14 protein-coding genes and 1 pseudogene are annotated in these 13,729 nt (G+C 71.7%); 9 read left to right on the plus strand and 6 right to left on the minus strand.

Translation table 11 applies throughout. The annotated features are described in order from the left end of the window. Nucleotides 1–381: 381 nt before the first annotated feature. A complete protein-coding gene (locus AC3EQ1_RS12960) occupies nucleotides 382–1,386 on the minus strand; it encodes a LacI family DNA-binding transcriptional regulator (RefSeq protein ID WP_432094463.1) in 1,005 nt (334 codons plus the stop codon). A 203-nt stretch (nucleotides 1,387–1,589) separates the two neighbouring features. Between AC3EQ1_RS12960 and AC3EQ1_RS12965 the strand changes: the two genes are divergently transcribed. After that, nucleotides 1,590–2,594 (plus strand): nucleoside hydrolase, encoded by a 1,005-nt coding sequence (locus AC3EQ1_RS12965; protein ID WP_432094464.1) that lies wholly within the window; start codon nucleotides 1,590–1,592, stop codon nucleotides 2,592–2,594. Beyond that, on the plus strand, nucleotides 2,591–3,550 hold the full coding sequence (add, locus tag AC3EQ1_RS12970; protein WP_432094465.1) for an adenosine deaminase: 960 nt from the start codon (nucleotides 2,591–2,593) through the stop codon (nucleotides 3,548–3,550). The genes AC3EQ1_RS12965 and add overlap by 4 nt, the downstream gene beginning before the upstream one ends. Nucleotides 3,551–4,211: 661 nt before the next feature. Here the strand turns inward: add and AC3EQ1_RS12975 are convergent. Next, entirely contained in the window at nucleotides 4,212–4,583 is a 372-nt protein-coding gene (locus AC3EQ1_RS12975) for a 3'-5' exonuclease family protein (RefSeq protein ID WP_432094591.1), read from the minus strand. Nucleotides 4,584–4,664: 81 nt separating this feature from the next. On the opposite strand from AC3EQ1_RS12975, the pseudogene AC3EQ1_RS12980 reads away from it, so the two are divergent. Next, nucleotides 4,665–4,763, plus strand: a pseudogene (locus AC3EQ1_RS12980) (IS5/IS1182 family transposase); the annotation flags it as partial. A gap of 79 nt (nucleotides 4,764–4,842) precedes the next feature. Here AC3EQ1_RS12980 and AC3EQ1_RS12985 read toward each other — a convergent pair. Continuing rightward, a complete protein-coding gene (locus tag AC3EQ1_RS12985; protein WP_432094466.1) occupies nucleotides 4,843–5,091 on the minus strand; it encodes a hypothetical protein in 249 nt (82 codons plus the stop codon). 321 nt (nucleotides 5,092–5,412) lie between these two features. Between AC3EQ1_RS12985 and AC3EQ1_RS12990 the strand changes: the two genes are divergently transcribed. Continuing rightward, nucleotides 5,413–6,048, plus strand: coding sequence for a flavin reductase family protein (locus AC3EQ1_RS12990; protein WP_432094467.1), 636 nt, complete (start codon nucleotides 5,413–5,415; stop codon nucleotides 6,046–6,048). A gap of 92 nt (nucleotides 6,049–6,140) precedes the next feature. Further along, complete coding sequence (locus AC3EQ1_RS12995; RefSeq protein WP_432094468.1) at nucleotides 6,141–7,286, plus strand: CapA family protein; 1,146 nt, start codon at nucleotides 6,141–6,143, stop codon at nucleotides 7,284–7,286. A gap of 80 nt (nucleotides 7,287–7,366) precedes the next feature. Here the strand turns inward: AC3EQ1_RS12995 and AC3EQ1_RS13000 are convergent, their stop codons facing one another. Beyond that, complete coding sequence (locus AC3EQ1_RS13000; protein WP_432094469.1) at nucleotides 7,367–8,242, minus strand: undecaprenyl-diphosphate phosphatase; 876 nt, start codon at nucleotides 8,240–8,242, stop codon at nucleotides 7,367–7,369. Nucleotides 8,243–8,369: 127 nt separating this feature from the next. After that, a complete protein-coding gene (locus AC3EQ1_RS13005; RefSeq protein WP_432094470.1) occupies nucleotides 8,370–9,083 on the minus strand; it encodes a TVP38/TMEM64 family protein in 714 nt (237 codons plus the stop codon). Nucleotides 9,084–9,313: 230 nt separating this feature from the next. On the opposite strand from AC3EQ1_RS13005, the gene AC3EQ1_RS13010 reads away from it, so the two are divergent. The 3 genes from AC3EQ1_RS13010 to AC3EQ1_RS13020 all read left to right on the plus strand — a co-directional run bounded on the left by AC3EQ1_RS13010 (nucleotide 9,314) and on the right by AC3EQ1_RS13020 (nucleotide 12,058). Then, nucleotides 9,314–9,487 (plus strand): hypothetical protein, encoded by a 174-nt coding sequence (locus AC3EQ1_RS13010; protein ID WP_432094471.1) that lies wholly within the window; start codon nucleotides 9,314–9,316, stop codon nucleotides 9,485–9,487. A gap of 112 nt (nucleotides 9,488–9,599) precedes the next feature. Then, complete coding sequence (locus tag AC3EQ1_RS13015; RefSeq protein WP_432094472.1) at nucleotides 9,600–10,862, plus strand: elongation factor Tu; 1,263 nt, start codon at nucleotides 9,600–9,602, stop codon at nucleotides 10,860–10,862. 404 nt (nucleotides 10,863–11,266) lie between these two features. Next, nucleotides 11,267–12,058: a spermidine synthase gene (locus tag AC3EQ1_RS13020; RefSeq protein WP_432094586.1), complete on the plus strand. Its 792-nt coding sequence runs from the start codon at nucleotides 11,267–11,269 to the stop codon at nucleotides 12,056–12,058. A 96-nt stretch (nucleotides 12,059–12,154) separates the two neighbouring features. Here AC3EQ1_RS13020 and AC3EQ1_RS13025 read toward each other — a convergent pair whose 3' ends face one another. Next, on the minus strand, nucleotides 12,155–13,180 hold the full coding sequence (locus AC3EQ1_RS13025; protein WP_432094473.1) for a DUF8017 domain-containing protein: 1,026 nt from the start codon (nucleotides 13,178–13,180) through the stop codon (nucleotides 12,155–12,157). Between the two features lie 81 nt (nucleotides 13,181–13,261). On the opposite strand from AC3EQ1_RS13025, the gene AC3EQ1_RS13030 reads away from it, so the two are divergent. Beyond that, nucleotides 13,262–13,714 carry a DUF4442 domain-containing protein gene (locus AC3EQ1_RS13030; RefSeq protein ID WP_388852114.1) on the plus strand — a complete coding sequence of 151 codons (453 nt, stop codon included), beginning with the start codon at nucleotides 13,262–13,264 and terminating at the stop codon, nucleotides 13,712–13,714. The last annotated feature ends 15 nt before the right edge of the window (nucleotides 13,715–13,729 follow it).

Below are 13,729 nucleotides of genomic sequence, written 5' to 3' on the forward strand. Positions count from 1 at the left end.
TAGTGGGACAGTCGGCCCCCGACGTGTCAACTCGGCCTGGGACGACAGGGTTGTCGCCGCGCCTGCCGGGCGCGGCGAGCAGGACGCCCGCCACATTCGACCGGGCTCGGACCGGTTTTGGGCCGCCCCGATCTGCCTGGCCGTGCGAGCCGTCCATCACCGCCCGCGACCAGTTCGACCGCGGTCATCACGAAGGCGCGCGTCTGCTCTTCGGTGTTCGGTCCCCAGGTCTGGAAGCGGCAGACAGAGACGAGGGAAGTTCAGAAGCGGACAGCTCGCCAGTCTGCGAGCTCGATTCTGCTCAAGGTCACCGAGTGTCGAGCCACAAGCTGATCTTGCCAGATGCAGTCGCGCCTACCTACCGGTTCAAGATTCGGGCACTCAGGATTCGGTGGCTGCGCACCCGCAGCTGCCCCGGATCACGAGGGGAGCCGACAAGGTGGGCAGCGCTGCGGCCTCGCCGCTGAGGAGCAGGTCGACGGCGTGATCCGCCATCGCCTCCAGGGGTTGCTGGGTGACGGTGAGGGCGGGAGCGGTGTAGGCGCTGTCGGGGGTGCCGTCGAGGCTGATGACGGCCAGACGGTCGGGGACGGCCAGTCCGTGAGCCCGGACTCCGGCGAGGACGCCGATGGCTTGTTCGTCGGTGGCGGTGATGAGCGCGGGGGGCATGGTGCCCTCGCTGACGAGCTGCCCGGTCAGGGCCGCTGCCGCGGCACGGGAGTACTCGCAGCGCAGCAGGGGGGCGCCGGTGCCGGCGAGGGCCGTCTCCCAGACGGCGTGGCGTCGGCCGACCGGTCCGGCGTCGCGTGGTCCTGCGAGGAACGCGATGCGGGTGTGTCCGTGGCTGCGCAGGTGGGCGACGGCCTGCTGGACGGCGGCTTCGTTGTCGGCGGCCACTGCCGGGGCCTGCCCGTCCTCGGGCTGGTTGTGGACGTATACAGCGGGGACGCCGGCTCGCTTGACCTGGGCGGCGACATCGGCGCCACCCTCGGCGGAGACGATGATGAGCCCGTCGACCTGGGCGGCGAGGAACTTGTCCGCGAGATGCTCCTGCCGGTCCGGGGAGTATCCGGCGTTCCCGGTCAGGGTGAGCTTTCCGCGCCCGTCCAGTGCCTGCTCGACATGCCGGGCCAGCGCGCCGAAATAGGGGTTGGAGGCGTCGGCCAGGATCAGGCCGACCACGCCGGTGGTCCGCGAGCGCAGAGCCCGGGCGATGCGGTTGGGCCGGTAGTCCAGCTCGGCCGCGGCGGCCAGGACCCGCTCGCGGGTCTCGGCCGCGACCGGCCGGGGTCCGTTGTTCATCACGTAACTGACTACCGCTGTCGAGGTCCCGGCCGCGCGGGCCACGTCCGTCAGCGTCGGGGCCTTGCCTGTTTGCTTCGCCATAACCCTTGCATCCTCGCATCTAAACGATTAGACATGGGTGTGAACGGATTCTTGGCATGCCGGGTGGTGGCCGTGGGTTCACCACCGGGCGGCGGTCACCGCCACCACCGCGCTCGGCGCCCTGCCCCGCAAGTGACCTCGTCCCCAGGTGAGCCCACTGCCCCCCGCGCATTCCGCACGACTCGTACGAATGGAGCACGGCCGTGCCTGCCCTTCCCTTGGTCGTTGACACCGACACCGGATCCGACGACGCGGTCGCGCTGCTGCTCGCCGCAGCGAGCGGGCTGGGTGACATCCGGGCGGTGACCACCGTGGCGGGCAACGTGCCCGTCGGGACCGGCACCCGCAACGCGCTGATCTCCCTCGAGACCGCGGGCCGCACCGACATCCCCGTCCACCCCGGCTGCGCCCGGCCGATCACGCGCACCCATTCCAGCGCCCAGCACATCCACGGCGAGGACGGCATGGGCGACATCGGCCTGCCCGACCCGTCCACCGCCTGCCGGAGCACCCACGCCGTCGATGCCCTGCTGTCCTGCCCCCGTGAACACCCGGGAGAGCTGACCCTGGTCACGCTCGCCCCTCTCACCAACATCGCCGCCGCCCTGCTGCGCGATCCCGAGCTGTTCACCCGCTACCGGCACGTGTACTGCATGGCCGGCGCCGCCGACCTGCGCGGCAACATCGCCCCCACCGCCGAGTTCAACCTCTGGGCCGACCCCGAGGCCGCCCGCATCGTCGCTCAGGCCGCCACCCCGGACACGGTGACCTGGATCGGCTGGGACGTCTCCCGCAAGGACGCCGTCATGACCCCGGCCGACCAGCAACGCCTGGAACGGCTCGGCACCCCGATGGCCACGTTCGCCCACCGCATCAACCGCACCGTGACCGACTGGGCCCGCGAGGTCACCGGACTGCCCGGCTACGACCTGCCCGACCCCGTCGCCATGGCCGTGGCACTCAAGCCCGGCCTGATCACCGAACAGGAACAGGCCCACGTCGCCATCTCCGTCGCCGACGACACGCGCGGCCAAATGATCATCGACCGGCGGGTGTCCGCTCCCGCCCCCAACATCACCCTGGTCCGCCGCGTCGACGAAAAGGGCTTCAAGGAACTCCTCTTCGACACCCTCTCCACCCCCGTTCCCACCGGCGCGCCGCTCGCCGACGCGGCTGAGTACGCCCCCGGAACGGGGGCCGGCTCATGAGCGGCCACGCCGCGCGGATCCCGCGCTACGAACTGCACTGCCACCTCGACGGCTCCGTCCGCCCGGGCACCGTCGCCGACCTCGCTCGCCATCAGGGCATCGCCCTCGACCGGCCGGTCGAGGAACTCGTCGTGGCCCCGGCCCACTGCGGCAGCCTGACCACCTTCCTGACCCACATCGACCTCCCTTTGCAGGTCCTGCAGACACCCGACGCCCTCACCCGCACCGCCCGGGAGCTGGTCGAGGACTGGGAGACCGACGGCGTCGTCCACGGCGAAGTGCGCTTCGCCCCGCAACTGCACGTCCGCCACGGCATGACCCGCGACGAGGCCGTCCGAGCGGTGGCCGACGGACTGGCCCAGGGCCGGGCCGCCACCGGCGTGAGTACCGCGCTGCTGCTGTGCTGCCTGCGCCACCAGAGCCCGGACGAAAGCCTCGCCGTCGCCGAGACCGCCCTGCGGCACCGGGACGTCGTCGCCGGTCTCGACCTCGCCGGTGACGAGACCCTGTACGGCGCCGGGCCGCACCGGTCCGCCTTCGACCTCGCCCACCGTGCCGGCCTGCCCTGCACCGTCCACGCCGGCGAAGCGGCAGGTCCGGAGAGCATGTGGGAGGCGATCGACGTCCTCGGTGCCCGCCGGATCGGCCACGGTGTGCGCTGCACCTCCGACACGGCACTGCTGGACCGGCTCCGCACGGACACCATCGCCCTGGAGATGTGCCCCACCAGCAACGTGCAGACCGGCGCCGTCCCCAGCCTCTCCGGCCATCCCGCAACCGCGCTGCTGGCCGACGGACTGCCGGTCACCATCAGCACCGACACCCGCACCACCTCCGCCACCACCCTGCAGCGCGAGTTCGCGTCGTTGCGGCAGGCCACCGGGTGGACCGGCCGGCACGAAGCCCTCGCGCAGGAGAACGCCGCCCAGGCGTCCTTCAGCACCCGAAGCGAGTAGTACAGGGGGCGGGCGCGACGGCTGCTGACGCGCTCTGCAGACTGATGCGTTGCCAAGGGAGCGCCGCGTGGTGCTGCCGGCTCAACCGGGAGCGGCTGCGTGTCCACAGGGAAGCCGGCCTCTACGACGCACCCGATGACGCCACGTGGTTCCGCGAACGCTATGCCGCTATCGGCCGGGAGCTTGCCGCCCCGGAAGAGCCCCAACGGCCGGGACTGGCGATACAGCTGTGTCAGAGCCTGGATTGACAGGGTGGGAAGACCAGCTCCAGGAGCAGACGGAGAAGCCCTGCTCCAGCCCGACCTGGAACCTGAGCCTCAAGTCGCCCGCGAGCACCCCGAGGAGTGACCCGTGCCCGAGCACTCGCTGTCCGCCGTGCAGGGGCCCGCTCGGTGAACGGCCCCCGGGTTCCCGGCTGACCGTTGATCGAGAGGTCTTCATCTGCACCCCGTGTGGCACCGACGAAGCCGTCCGCGAGGCCCATCACCAGTCACCCGTACCTCTCGGAGAGTGACCCATCGCTATCTGACCACGCAGAACACCGCGCGCCCTGAAGCGGGCGCGCGGTGTTCTTGTGTCACCAGAAGTCCGACGTCCCCGGACTCAACCAGAGTGTCTGTGCGGCCACCCCGGGGGCCGCGTGTATTGCTATTGCTGATCCTCAGCAGTGTCGGGTTGCTCCGCCACCCGACAGGTGAGCACCGTAGACCCACCCGAAGCTCGCGCCGCCCCTTTCGCGCACCCAGGTCCAGCGGCTGCCATAGTCGTTGACTACGTAGCAGTCGTAGTGGAGTTCCGCGCCGTCTCCGATGATGGCAACTTCGCTGCAAGCACCATAAGGGCCAGTCCGCGCCGGCGCCTGGAACACGACCAGCTTGCCGTCCCCGCCGTTCCTGTCCGTATGCGGCCAGTAGGCATTTCCGCAGGTAACAGCGGATGCGCTGTCGGTATCAGCAGAGGCCGGTGCACCGGTAAAGCCAGTGATCAGAGCTGCCGCCACCGCCGCACCAGCAGATGCGCGTCGGAACCTCATGAAGCCTCCTCCTGGGACAACAGTGCTGCTAAGTCTCGGGGGGGGGATGCGCAAACCACGCCAGAGCAGTCCCAGCCATACCGCCGGCTCCACCGCCGCTACGAGCGCAAGGCTGGCCACTTCCTCGCCTTCGTCGGCATAGCCGCAGCTCTCATCCGTCGCCGCCGCCTCACCAAATGAAACGATGTCTAAGGGTCTTGCAGGGGACGTTCCAGATCTGCTGCCCCGGGATGCTGATAACACGCTGGCGAGAATTCCTCTAGCGCCTTGCCCCGGTCCCGGAAATTGCGCGATGCAAGGGAAGGGAGAACGTGACGACGAACAGGCCGAATAGGTTGATGAACAACAGCCCGTCAGGACGCAACAGCCCTGCAGGGTCATCCCGCAGCCACTGCCAGTTGCCCATCCGGTTCGCGCACACGTCCATCCCCATCACAGAGCCTGCCAGCCAGATGCCTTCCCTTCGTACGAGTCCCACCAACACGCCGACCAGCGGATCGAGAACCACCAGACTGACGAAGAATATCTGCAGGGGAATCCACTGAAACGCCGGCTTCGAGGCCGAAGCGGTCGGAGGAGATGCGCAGATAGGCTCCCGGCCGTTTGGGGGCGCAGGCAGCCAGGTGGTCGTAGAGGTTGAGGGTGACCTGGCCCCCACGGGCGTGCGCGGGTACGTCGAAGTTCTCCCAGACAGTCACGGCTGTCGTCATGGCGTCGGCTCCTGGTGCTCGTCGGCTCCGATACCGGGCACTTTCCGCCGAACTCAGGGGTTTGGTGGTGCCGTGGATCCGCCTTAAGATCCGCGGCCGCCTCCTGGATACTGATCGCCATGCGTACCGACTTTGACCCCGCTGCCATGTCCCGCAACGAGTTCTACAAGCTCCTGACCGCGGTGGTGGTGCCGCGGCCCATCGCCTGGGTCTCGACGATCAGCCCTGATGGTGTTTCTGCGAACCTGGCCCCGCACTCCTTCTTCACGATCTCCAGCGTGGAGCCGCCCGTCGTGCAGTTCACCTCGGTCGGCCGGAAGGACTCGCTCCGCAACATCGAGGACACCGGCGAGTTCGTGGTCAACTTCGCCCCCGAGCACCTCTTCGAGCAGATCAACGCGACCGCCACGGACTTCCCACGCGGTGTCAGCGAGTTCGACGCCGTCGGTGTCGAGCCGGAGCCCGGGCTGCGGGTCAAGCCGCCGCGCGTCGCCGACTCGCCCGTCGCCCTCGAGTGCGAGCTGCACAGCACCCTGCGCCTCGGCGACTCCACCGTCGTCTTCGGCCGGGTCGTGCACGCGGCGGTCGCCGAGGACGTGATCGTCGATGGTCACCCCGAGGTGACGAAGCTGCGCCCGCTCACCCGGCTCGGCAAGGACGAGTGGGGCACGCTCGGCGGGATCCGGGAGATCTCCCGGGTCCGCTACGCGGACTGGGAGGGCGGCGCCGCCGGGTCAAGCCGACACTCCGGCTAACCCTGTCGGCCCATCCGGACGGCCCTCCGGCTGCGGCCCTCCGGGGCTCGGTACACGCTGCGAAGAGGTGTACCGAGGCGAGGGAGACGGACATGCGCTTCGCGCGGCGGACGAAGCTCGCGGTCTGGGGTGCGGCGCTGGGCGCGGTCGCGGCCTGCTCGGTCCAGGGGGTGCCCCCCGCGGGTTCGTCGCCCCCGCCGTCCGGGTCCGGGCCCACTGCCCGAGCCGGCTCCGGGCGTGCGGCGTTCACCGTCGTGGCCACCGGTGATGTGATCCCGTACCCGTCGATCATCCGGCAGGCCCGGGACGACGCGGGCGGCAGCGGGTACGACTTCCGCCGTATCCTCGCCGGGATCGAGCCGGTCGTCGCCTCCGCCGACCTGGCGATCTGCCATATGGAGACGCCGTACGGGCCGCCGGAGGGCCCGTTCACCGGCTATCCGATGTTCCAGTCGCCGCCGGATGTCGCCCGGGGTCTGCGGGCCACCGGCTACGACAGTTGCTCGACCGCCTCCAACCACACCCTCGACGCCGGAGCGGCGGGGCTCGGGCGCACCCTCGACGCGCTGGACGCGGCGGGGGTGCGGCACGCGGGCTCGGCCCGCACGGCCCGGGAGACGGGACCGGCCCGGCTGCGTGCCGGGGGCGCCGAGGTCGCCCACCTCGCGTACACCTACGGCACCAACGGGGTGCCGCTGCCCGACGGCCGCCCGTGGGCGGTGAACCTGCTCGACCCCGACCGGATCATCGCCGACGCGCGGGCCGCCCGCCGGGCCGGCGCCGATGTGGTGCTGGTCAGCCTGCACTGGGGCACCGAGTGGCAGCAGGCCCCCGACCGGCAGCAGCAGGAGGCGGCTCGAAGGCTGACCGCCGCCCGCACCGGTGGGAAACCCGACATCGACCTGCTGATCGGCACCCACAACCATGTGCCGCAGCCCTACGAGAAGGTCAACGGCGTCTGGGTGGTGTACGGACTCGGCGACCAGGTCGCGAGCTTCGTGCCCGGGCTCTACCGCGGCAACGACGGCTCGATGGCGCGCTTCACCTTCGCCCCCGAACCCCGGGGGGACCGCTGGACGGTGTCCAGGGCCGAGTTCCTGGTCGCCCACTCGGACACCGGGCCGCCCTTCCGCGTGGTCCGGGCCACCGAGCGGCGGTTCCCCGAGGTACGGGACCGGGTGCGCGAGGCCGTCCTGAGCCGGGGCGCGGCGCAGGACGGCCTGACGGAGGGGAAGTGACCGGGGCCGGGAGACGCGCCGTAGGGCGGTCCGACCCGCACCGGACGGGACCGCCCCGGTGCGCCTCAGGGGGGCCGGGATCAGCCCGCCGACTCGGCGGCGTGCGGGCTCAGCACACCCGCGGCGATGAGCACGAACAGCACGATGCCCAGCAGGACCCGGTAGATCACGAACGGCATGAAGCTCTTGGTGGTGATGAACTTCATGAACCACGCGATGACGGCATAGCCCACCACAAAGGCGATAACGGTCGCGAAGACGGTGGGTCCCCAGGAGATGTGCCCGCTGGAGCCCGCGTCCTTGAGCTCGAAGACCCCGGAGGCCAGTACCGCCGGGATGGCCAGCAGGAACGAGTACCGCGCGGCGGCCTCGCGGGTGTAGCCCATGAGCAGGCCGCCGCTGATCGTCGCACCCGACCGGGAGACACCCGGGACGAGCGCCATGGCCTGGCAGACGCCGAAGATCAGGCCGTCCCGCACGCCCAGCTCGGAGAGTGTCTTGCGCTCCCGGATCGAACGGTGCTTGCCGCCGGTCTCGTCCCGGGCGGCCAGCCGGTCGGCCACACCGAGCACGATGCCCATCACGATCAGGGTGGTGGCGGTCAGCCGCAGATCCCGGAACGGGCCCTCGATCTGGTCCTTGAGCGTGACACCGAGCACCCCGATCGGGATCGAGCCGACGATCACCAGCCAGCCCATCTGGGCGTCGTGGTCGCCGCGCAGTTCCTTGTTCACCAGCGAGCGGGACCAGGCGGTGATGATCCGGGCGATGTCCTTGCGGAAGTAGATCAGCACGGCGGCCTCGGTGCCGATCTGGGTGATCGCCGTGAAGGCCGCACCGGGGTCGTGCCAGTCCGCGAACGCCGCGGTCAGCCGCAGATGCGCACTGGAGGAAATCGGGAGGAACTCGGTGAGTCCCTGGACGAGCCCGAGGATGAATGATTCGAACCAGGTCATGACGGGGTCAGCTCGTCCTTGTGATCGTCGGGGGAGTTCGCGTCAGATGCTATGGCCTCCCGGGTGCACGGGGTGCGCTCGGGGTCGGTCCCGGCCGCACGGGGCCGCTTCCCCGGTGCCCGCACGGTCATGAACCGGCAGGCCGCCCGCGCCTGCGCCAGGCGACGACCAGCCCGGCGACGCCCGTTACGGCGATGAAGCCCATCGCGATGAGGAAGGCCGGTGAAGTCGGCGTCGCCGCCCGGCTTCCGGCGATGACGTACGCCGCGGTGTTCGGCACACACCCCAGTCCGGTGCCCAGCAGGAACGGCAGCCAGCCCATCCGGGACACCGCCGCAAGGTAGTTGGCCGCGGCGAACGGCACCCCCGGGAACAGCCGCACCGCGAGCGTCGACCGGAAGCCGTGCCGGGAGAGCTGCCGGTCGGCGGCCGTCAGCCACCGCCCGCGCACCAATGGGCGCAAGCCGTCCCGGCCGAGGGCGCGCCCCAGGCCGAACGCGATGCCCGCGCCCAGCACCGTGCCCGACACCGCCGCGACCAGACCGAACGGGGCGCCGAAGAGCGCACCCGCCCCCAGATTCAGCAGCGGGCGCGGCACCAGCGCGGCCGTGCACACCCCGTACGCCACGGCGAACAGCACCACGGCCGCCCCACCGGAGAGCCGCGGGTGCCAGCCGTCGACGAGCAGCCGCTGCGGCTCCAGCAGCGCCACGGCCGTGGCGGCACCGGCGAGCAGCGCGACGAGCAACGCCAGCCGGGACCGGGGGGACACCAGGACCCGGACGCAGCGCCGGGCGAGCCCCTGCGACCGGGGCGTCGGCTGTGCGGCGGAGGCGGACATCCGGGGAGAGTAACCGAGCGGGGCACGTGATCGCCGCACTTCGCGGGCGACTGCGACGCATCGCACGGAAGGCGTCCGCGGGTGTCCCTCCCCGCGGTGGCCATGTGCCGGACACCCGCAGGGCCGCCCACGGACCACGGCAGCGAACGACGGCCCGGAGGTGGGCAGTGAACAGCTGTTCCCTGATTAATCGTTGGACGAACCATCGTGCCACCCCTCACGATGAGTGCATGCTCCGGTACGCCTTCCTCGCGCTCGGGTCCGCAGGCGCGGACGCGACGGAGGCTGCCCTCGTTTCCTCGGTACCGGCCGCAGCCGGCAGCGCCGCGCCCGCGACGCCCGGCGGCACGCCGGTCACGCCCGCCGTCGCGGTGACAACGCCCGTCGACGGCGCCCGAATCTGACTCTTCCCGGATCATCCGGCGGACCCCGCAGGGGGAGAGTCGGCCGGCCCCCGGGGTCCCCGTCACCTTCCGCCGCGGTGCGACCCCCGGCGCTCTCCCGAGGAAGAAAACCATGTCCGAGCAGGCATTTGTGCGGACCAAGCCGCACCTCACCATCGGCACCATGGGCCACGCCGGCCACGGCAAGACCACGCTGACCGCCGCCATCGCCCGGGTGCTGAGCCCGCACGTACGGGGCACGCACGTACGGAACACGAGCGCGTCCGGAACCCCCGGGCCACTCGACCGGGTAGGCCAGGGCGACCGGACCGACCGGACCGACCGGACCGACCGGACCGACCGCGCGCCCGATGCCGCGGGGCACCGCGCCACCGGCGGCATCGCGCCCGTCGAGTACGAGACCGACACCCGGCACTACGCCCATGTGGACCCGCCCGGCCACGCCGACTTCGTGAAGAACATGGTGACCGGGGCGGCGCGGCTCGACGGAGCCGTCCTCGTGGTGTCCGCACCGGACGGCGTCATGCCGCAGACCGCCGACTACGTCCTGCTGGCCCGTCAGGTCGGTGTCGAGCACCTCGTCGTCGCCCTCACCAAGGCCGACGCGGGCGACCCCGACCTGACCGAACTGGTCGAACTCCAGGTGCGGGAGCTGCTGTCCAGGCACGGCTACGCCGGGGACACCCTGCCGGTGGTACGGGTCTCGGGGCTGCGGGCCCTGGAGGGCGACCCCCGCTGGGTCGGTGCCGTCGAGGCGTTGCTCGACGCCGTCGACACCTATGTGCCGCTGCCGGAGCGCCGGGCCGACGCACGGTTCCTGCTGCCGGTGGAGCAGGTCCGCACCGTCGCCGGAAGCGGAACCGTCGTCACCGGAGCCGTGGAACGCGGAACGGTACGGGTCGGCGACCCGGTGGAGGTGCCCGGTACGGGCGTACGGACCCTGGTCACCGGGCTGGAGATCTCCGGCGTACCGATGGAGTCCGCGGAGCCTGGCGACAGCGTCACCGTGCTGCTGCGGGGGGTGCCGCGCGAGGCCGTGCGGCGCGGACAGGTGCTGGCGGAGCCCGGCAGCGTGACGCTACGACGGTGCTTCACGGCGCGGATGCATCTGCTGTCGGCGGCCGAGGGCGGGCACGGTGCCACGGGGGTCACCGGCTGTCGGCCGCGGTTCCACTTCCGCACCGCGGAGGTGGCGGGCGGTATCGACATGGGTGCCGCCGCGGTCGCCCGGCCGGGGGAGACCGTCACGGTGACCGTCGAACTCGACAGGGAGGTGCCGCTTGAAGCGGGGCTCCGTTTCACCGTTCGGGAAGGCGGCCGCACGTTGGGAGCCGGCACCGTCGTCGAGGTCTCCGACCGGTCCCTCGCCGACTGACCGCCCGGGAAAGGGCCACCGGGAGGGGGCGGTTGGGGCCCGCGTGCCCCGACTCCGTGGCCGAGCCGGGCAGATGCGACCTCGGCGAACCCGGATGCGGCCTCGGCGAGGGGCGCCCGGCCGCCGCACGCCCGGCCCGCCGCACGCCCGGCTACGGGAGCCCGGGGTTGGAAGCCCGGGGTTGGAAGCCCGGCCACGGAAGCCCGGGTCGGAAGCCCCGGGACGTGGCCGGCCACCTCGGCCGTCCCCGCCTGCCGGGGCCGCGGAGGGGGGAGTGGTGCGCTCGGCACGGTACGCCCGGCACCCCCTGGCCTCCCTGCCCCTCGCGCCCCGGCGACAATGGAGGCGTGGAGAACGAGCCGATTCCCGTGACCCGGGCCGTGGACTTCGGGACCGCCAAGCTGATGCCCGATGTGGACCGGCCGCGGGCCTGGCTGCTCACCGTGGACGGCGCTCCGCAGTCCTATGTGGACCTCGACGATCCGACCGACCTGGAATTCGAGTACCTACGGCGGCTGGCCCATGTCGTGGACGTCGCGGCCGACCCGGGCGCACCGGTCGACATCCTGCACCTCGGCGGTGGTGCCTTCACCCTGCCGCGCTATGCCGCCGTCACCCGGCCGGCGTCCCGGCAGACGGTGATCGAGGCCGACTCCGGCCTGATCGCGCTGGTCGAGGAGTGTCTGCCGCTGCCCTCCGGCGCGGACATCCGTGTGCACGCCGCGGACGCGCGCCACTGGCTGGAGCGGACGGAACCCGCGTCGGTGGACCTCCTGATCGCGGACGTCTTCACCGGTTCCCGGGTGCCCGCCCAGCTCACCTCCGTGGAGTACGCGCGCGCCGCCGCCCGGGCCCTGCGCCCCGGCGGCGTCTACGCGGCGAACCTCGCGGACACCGCCCCCTTCCCGTTCCTCCGCTCCCAGCTGGCCGCCGCGTCCGAGGTGTTCCGGCACCTGTGCCTCATCGCCGAGCCCTCCGTGCTGCGTGGCCGCCGCTTCGGCAACACGGTGCTCGTGGCGTCCGACGCCGAGCTGCCGGTCGCCGCACTGGCCCGCCGGACCGCGGCCGACACCTTCCCGGCGCGGGTGGAGCACGGGGCGTCCCTCGGTCGGCTGGCGGCCGGTGCGCGGCCCGTGCACGACGGTGCGGCCGAGGACTCGCCGGAGCCGCCGGACGGGGCCTTCAGCGTCGGCTGACCCGGTTCACCGGTACTGCGGATCCGGTGAGCCGGGTCGAGGCCGGGCGGCAGGCGGAGGAGCCAGGCCGGAAGGGCCAGGCGGGGGAGCGGAGGTTCAGGAGGACGGGAGCGGCCGCAGGGTGCTCATGATCTTCCTGATGGTGGCGTCCGGGATCTCGTCCTCGACACCCTTGGCCGTGTACAGCACCCAGGTCGCCAGGTCGCCGGTGTCCGCGCGGTAGGTGACGGCGAACGCCTTGCCGTCGGTGGTGCACTTGCCGGTCTTCTTCACCCCCGTCACCGTCGCGGACGACGTGGAGCCGCTGATGCCGTGGTCGCTCTTGAACGGCTTGGCCCGGGTGCCCCGGAAGGTGCCCGTCTTCTTCTGGTCATAGGCGGCGAAGACCCAGCTGAGGGCTTCGTTCTGGGCCGCCTCCGCGGTGCTCTTCGCTCCCTGCGCGCCCTTGGTGCCGGCGGCCCCCAGGGACGTGGTGTCCTCCCGGCCGCTCTCGGTCTTCGAGGTGCACCACTTCTCCTGGGCGTACGCCGGGGACGTCATCGTCACCAGCGACTTCGGGAAGTCGGAGGTGTCCTTCTGGTCGGTGAACCCGATGGCGGTGCCCGGCCGCTCGACGGCCCAGTCCGGCGGGACGTCGAACGCGCTGTGCCGCTTGCCGTTGACCACGGTCTTCCAGCCGGGGACGACCGGCTTCACCTCGCTGTCGGCACGCGGATTGGCGAGCTCGCCCCCGCCGGAGTCGCCCGCGCCGGACGACGAGGGCGCGGCCGAGGCGGACTGCTTGCTGCCGCCCTGCCCGGCCCGGGGGCTCTCGTCCTCGCCGCCCAGGACGATCACGCCGGTGACGGCGGCGGCGACCACCACGGCGGCGGCCGTCACGACGGCGATCGTGGCCTTGCTGCGGTTGTTCCGCGGCGGCTGCGGGCCGCCGGGCACCGCCGTGTTCCACTGCGGCGCCGGCTGCTGATACGGGTTCGGCTGCTGGTAGCCCGGCTGTTGATATCCCTGCTGCTGGTAGGGAGGGGGCGGTTGATGCCCCGGCTGTTGGTACCCCGGCTGCTGGTACGGATTCGCGTTCTGCGGGTTCTGCTCGCCCCCGGGCGGCTGTTGTCCTGGCCACATGGCCGCTAACGATAGAGGTGTCCCGTGGAAGGCGGGGCTCCGCCCTGTCGCCGGTGGCTACTCGTTGGTAACATCCCCGCCATGTCCGAGACCCTGCCGTCGATCGGCGAAATGCTCACGGCCACCGTTCCGATGGCCCGCACCCTGAACCTCGAATTCCTCGAGACCACCGCGGAGCGCGCGGTGCTCCGGCTGCCCGACCAGCCCGACTACCACAATCACGTCGGTGGGCCGCACGCCGGCGCGATGTTCACGCTCGCCGAGTCCGCCAGCGGTGCCATCGTGATCGCCGCCTTCGGCGACCAGCTCTCCCGGGCCGTCCCCCTCGCCGTACGCGCCGAGATCGGTTACAAGAAGCTGGCCATGGGTCCCGTCACGGCCACCGCACAGCTCGGCCGCCCGATCGCCGACGTCGTCGCCGAACTCGACGCCGGAGGGCGCCCGGAGTTCCCGGTCGAGGTCTCGATCACCCGTGAGGACGGCGCCGTCACCGGCGAGATGTCCATTCTCTGGACGCTGCGCCCGAACAGCTGACCGCCCTCTTTGCCC

This window comes from Streptomyces sp. bgisy100, assembly GCF_057709105.1.

Coding starts and splice junctions, on each gene's coding strand:
- AC3EQ1_RS12960 (WP_432094463.1), bottom strand. CDS start 1,386: ATGGCGAAGCAAACAGGCAAGGCCCCGACGCTGACGGACGTGGCCCGC.
- add (WP_432094465.1), top strand. CDS start 2,591: ATGAGCGGCCACGCCGCGCGGATCCCGCGCTACGAACTGCACTGCCAC.
- AC3EQ1_RS12975 (WP_432094591.1), bottom strand. CDS start 4,583: ATGAGGTTCCGACGCGCATCTGCTGGTGCGGCGGTGGCGGCAGCTCTG.
- AC3EQ1_RS12990 (WP_432094467.1), top strand. CDS start 5,413: ATGCGTACCGACTTTGACCCCGCTGCCATGTCCCGCAACGAGTTCTAC.
- AC3EQ1_RS12995 (WP_432094468.1), top strand. CDS start 6,141: ATGCGCTTCGCGCGGCGGACGAAGCTCGCGGTCTGGGGTGCGGCGCTG.
- AC3EQ1_RS13000 (WP_432094469.1), bottom strand. CDS start 8,242: ATGACCTGGTTCGAATCATTCATCCTCGGGCTCGTCCAGGGACTCACC.
- AC3EQ1_RS13005 (WP_432094470.1), bottom strand. CDS start 9,083: ATGTCCGCCTCCGCCGCACAGCCGACGCCCCGGTCGCAGGGGCTCGCC.
- AC3EQ1_RS13010 (WP_432094471.1), top strand. CDS start 9,314: ATGCTCCGGTACGCCTTCCTCGCGCTCGGGTCCGCAGGCGCGGACGCG.
- AC3EQ1_RS13015 (WP_432094472.1), top strand. CDS start 9,600: ATGTCCGAGCAGGCATTTGTGCGGACCAAGCCGCACCTCACCATCGGC.
- AC3EQ1_RS13020 (WP_432094586.1), top strand. CDS start 11,267: ATGCCCGATGTGGACCGGCCGCGGGCCTGGCTGCTCACCGTGGACGGC.
- AC3EQ1_RS13025 (WP_432094473.1), bottom strand. CDS start 13,180: ATGTGGCCAGGACAACAGCCGCCCGGGGGCGAGCAGAACCCGCAGAAC.
- AC3EQ1_RS13030 (WP_388852114.1), top strand. CDS start 13,262: ATGTCCGAGACCCTGCCGTCGATCGGCGAAATGCTCACGGCCACCGTT.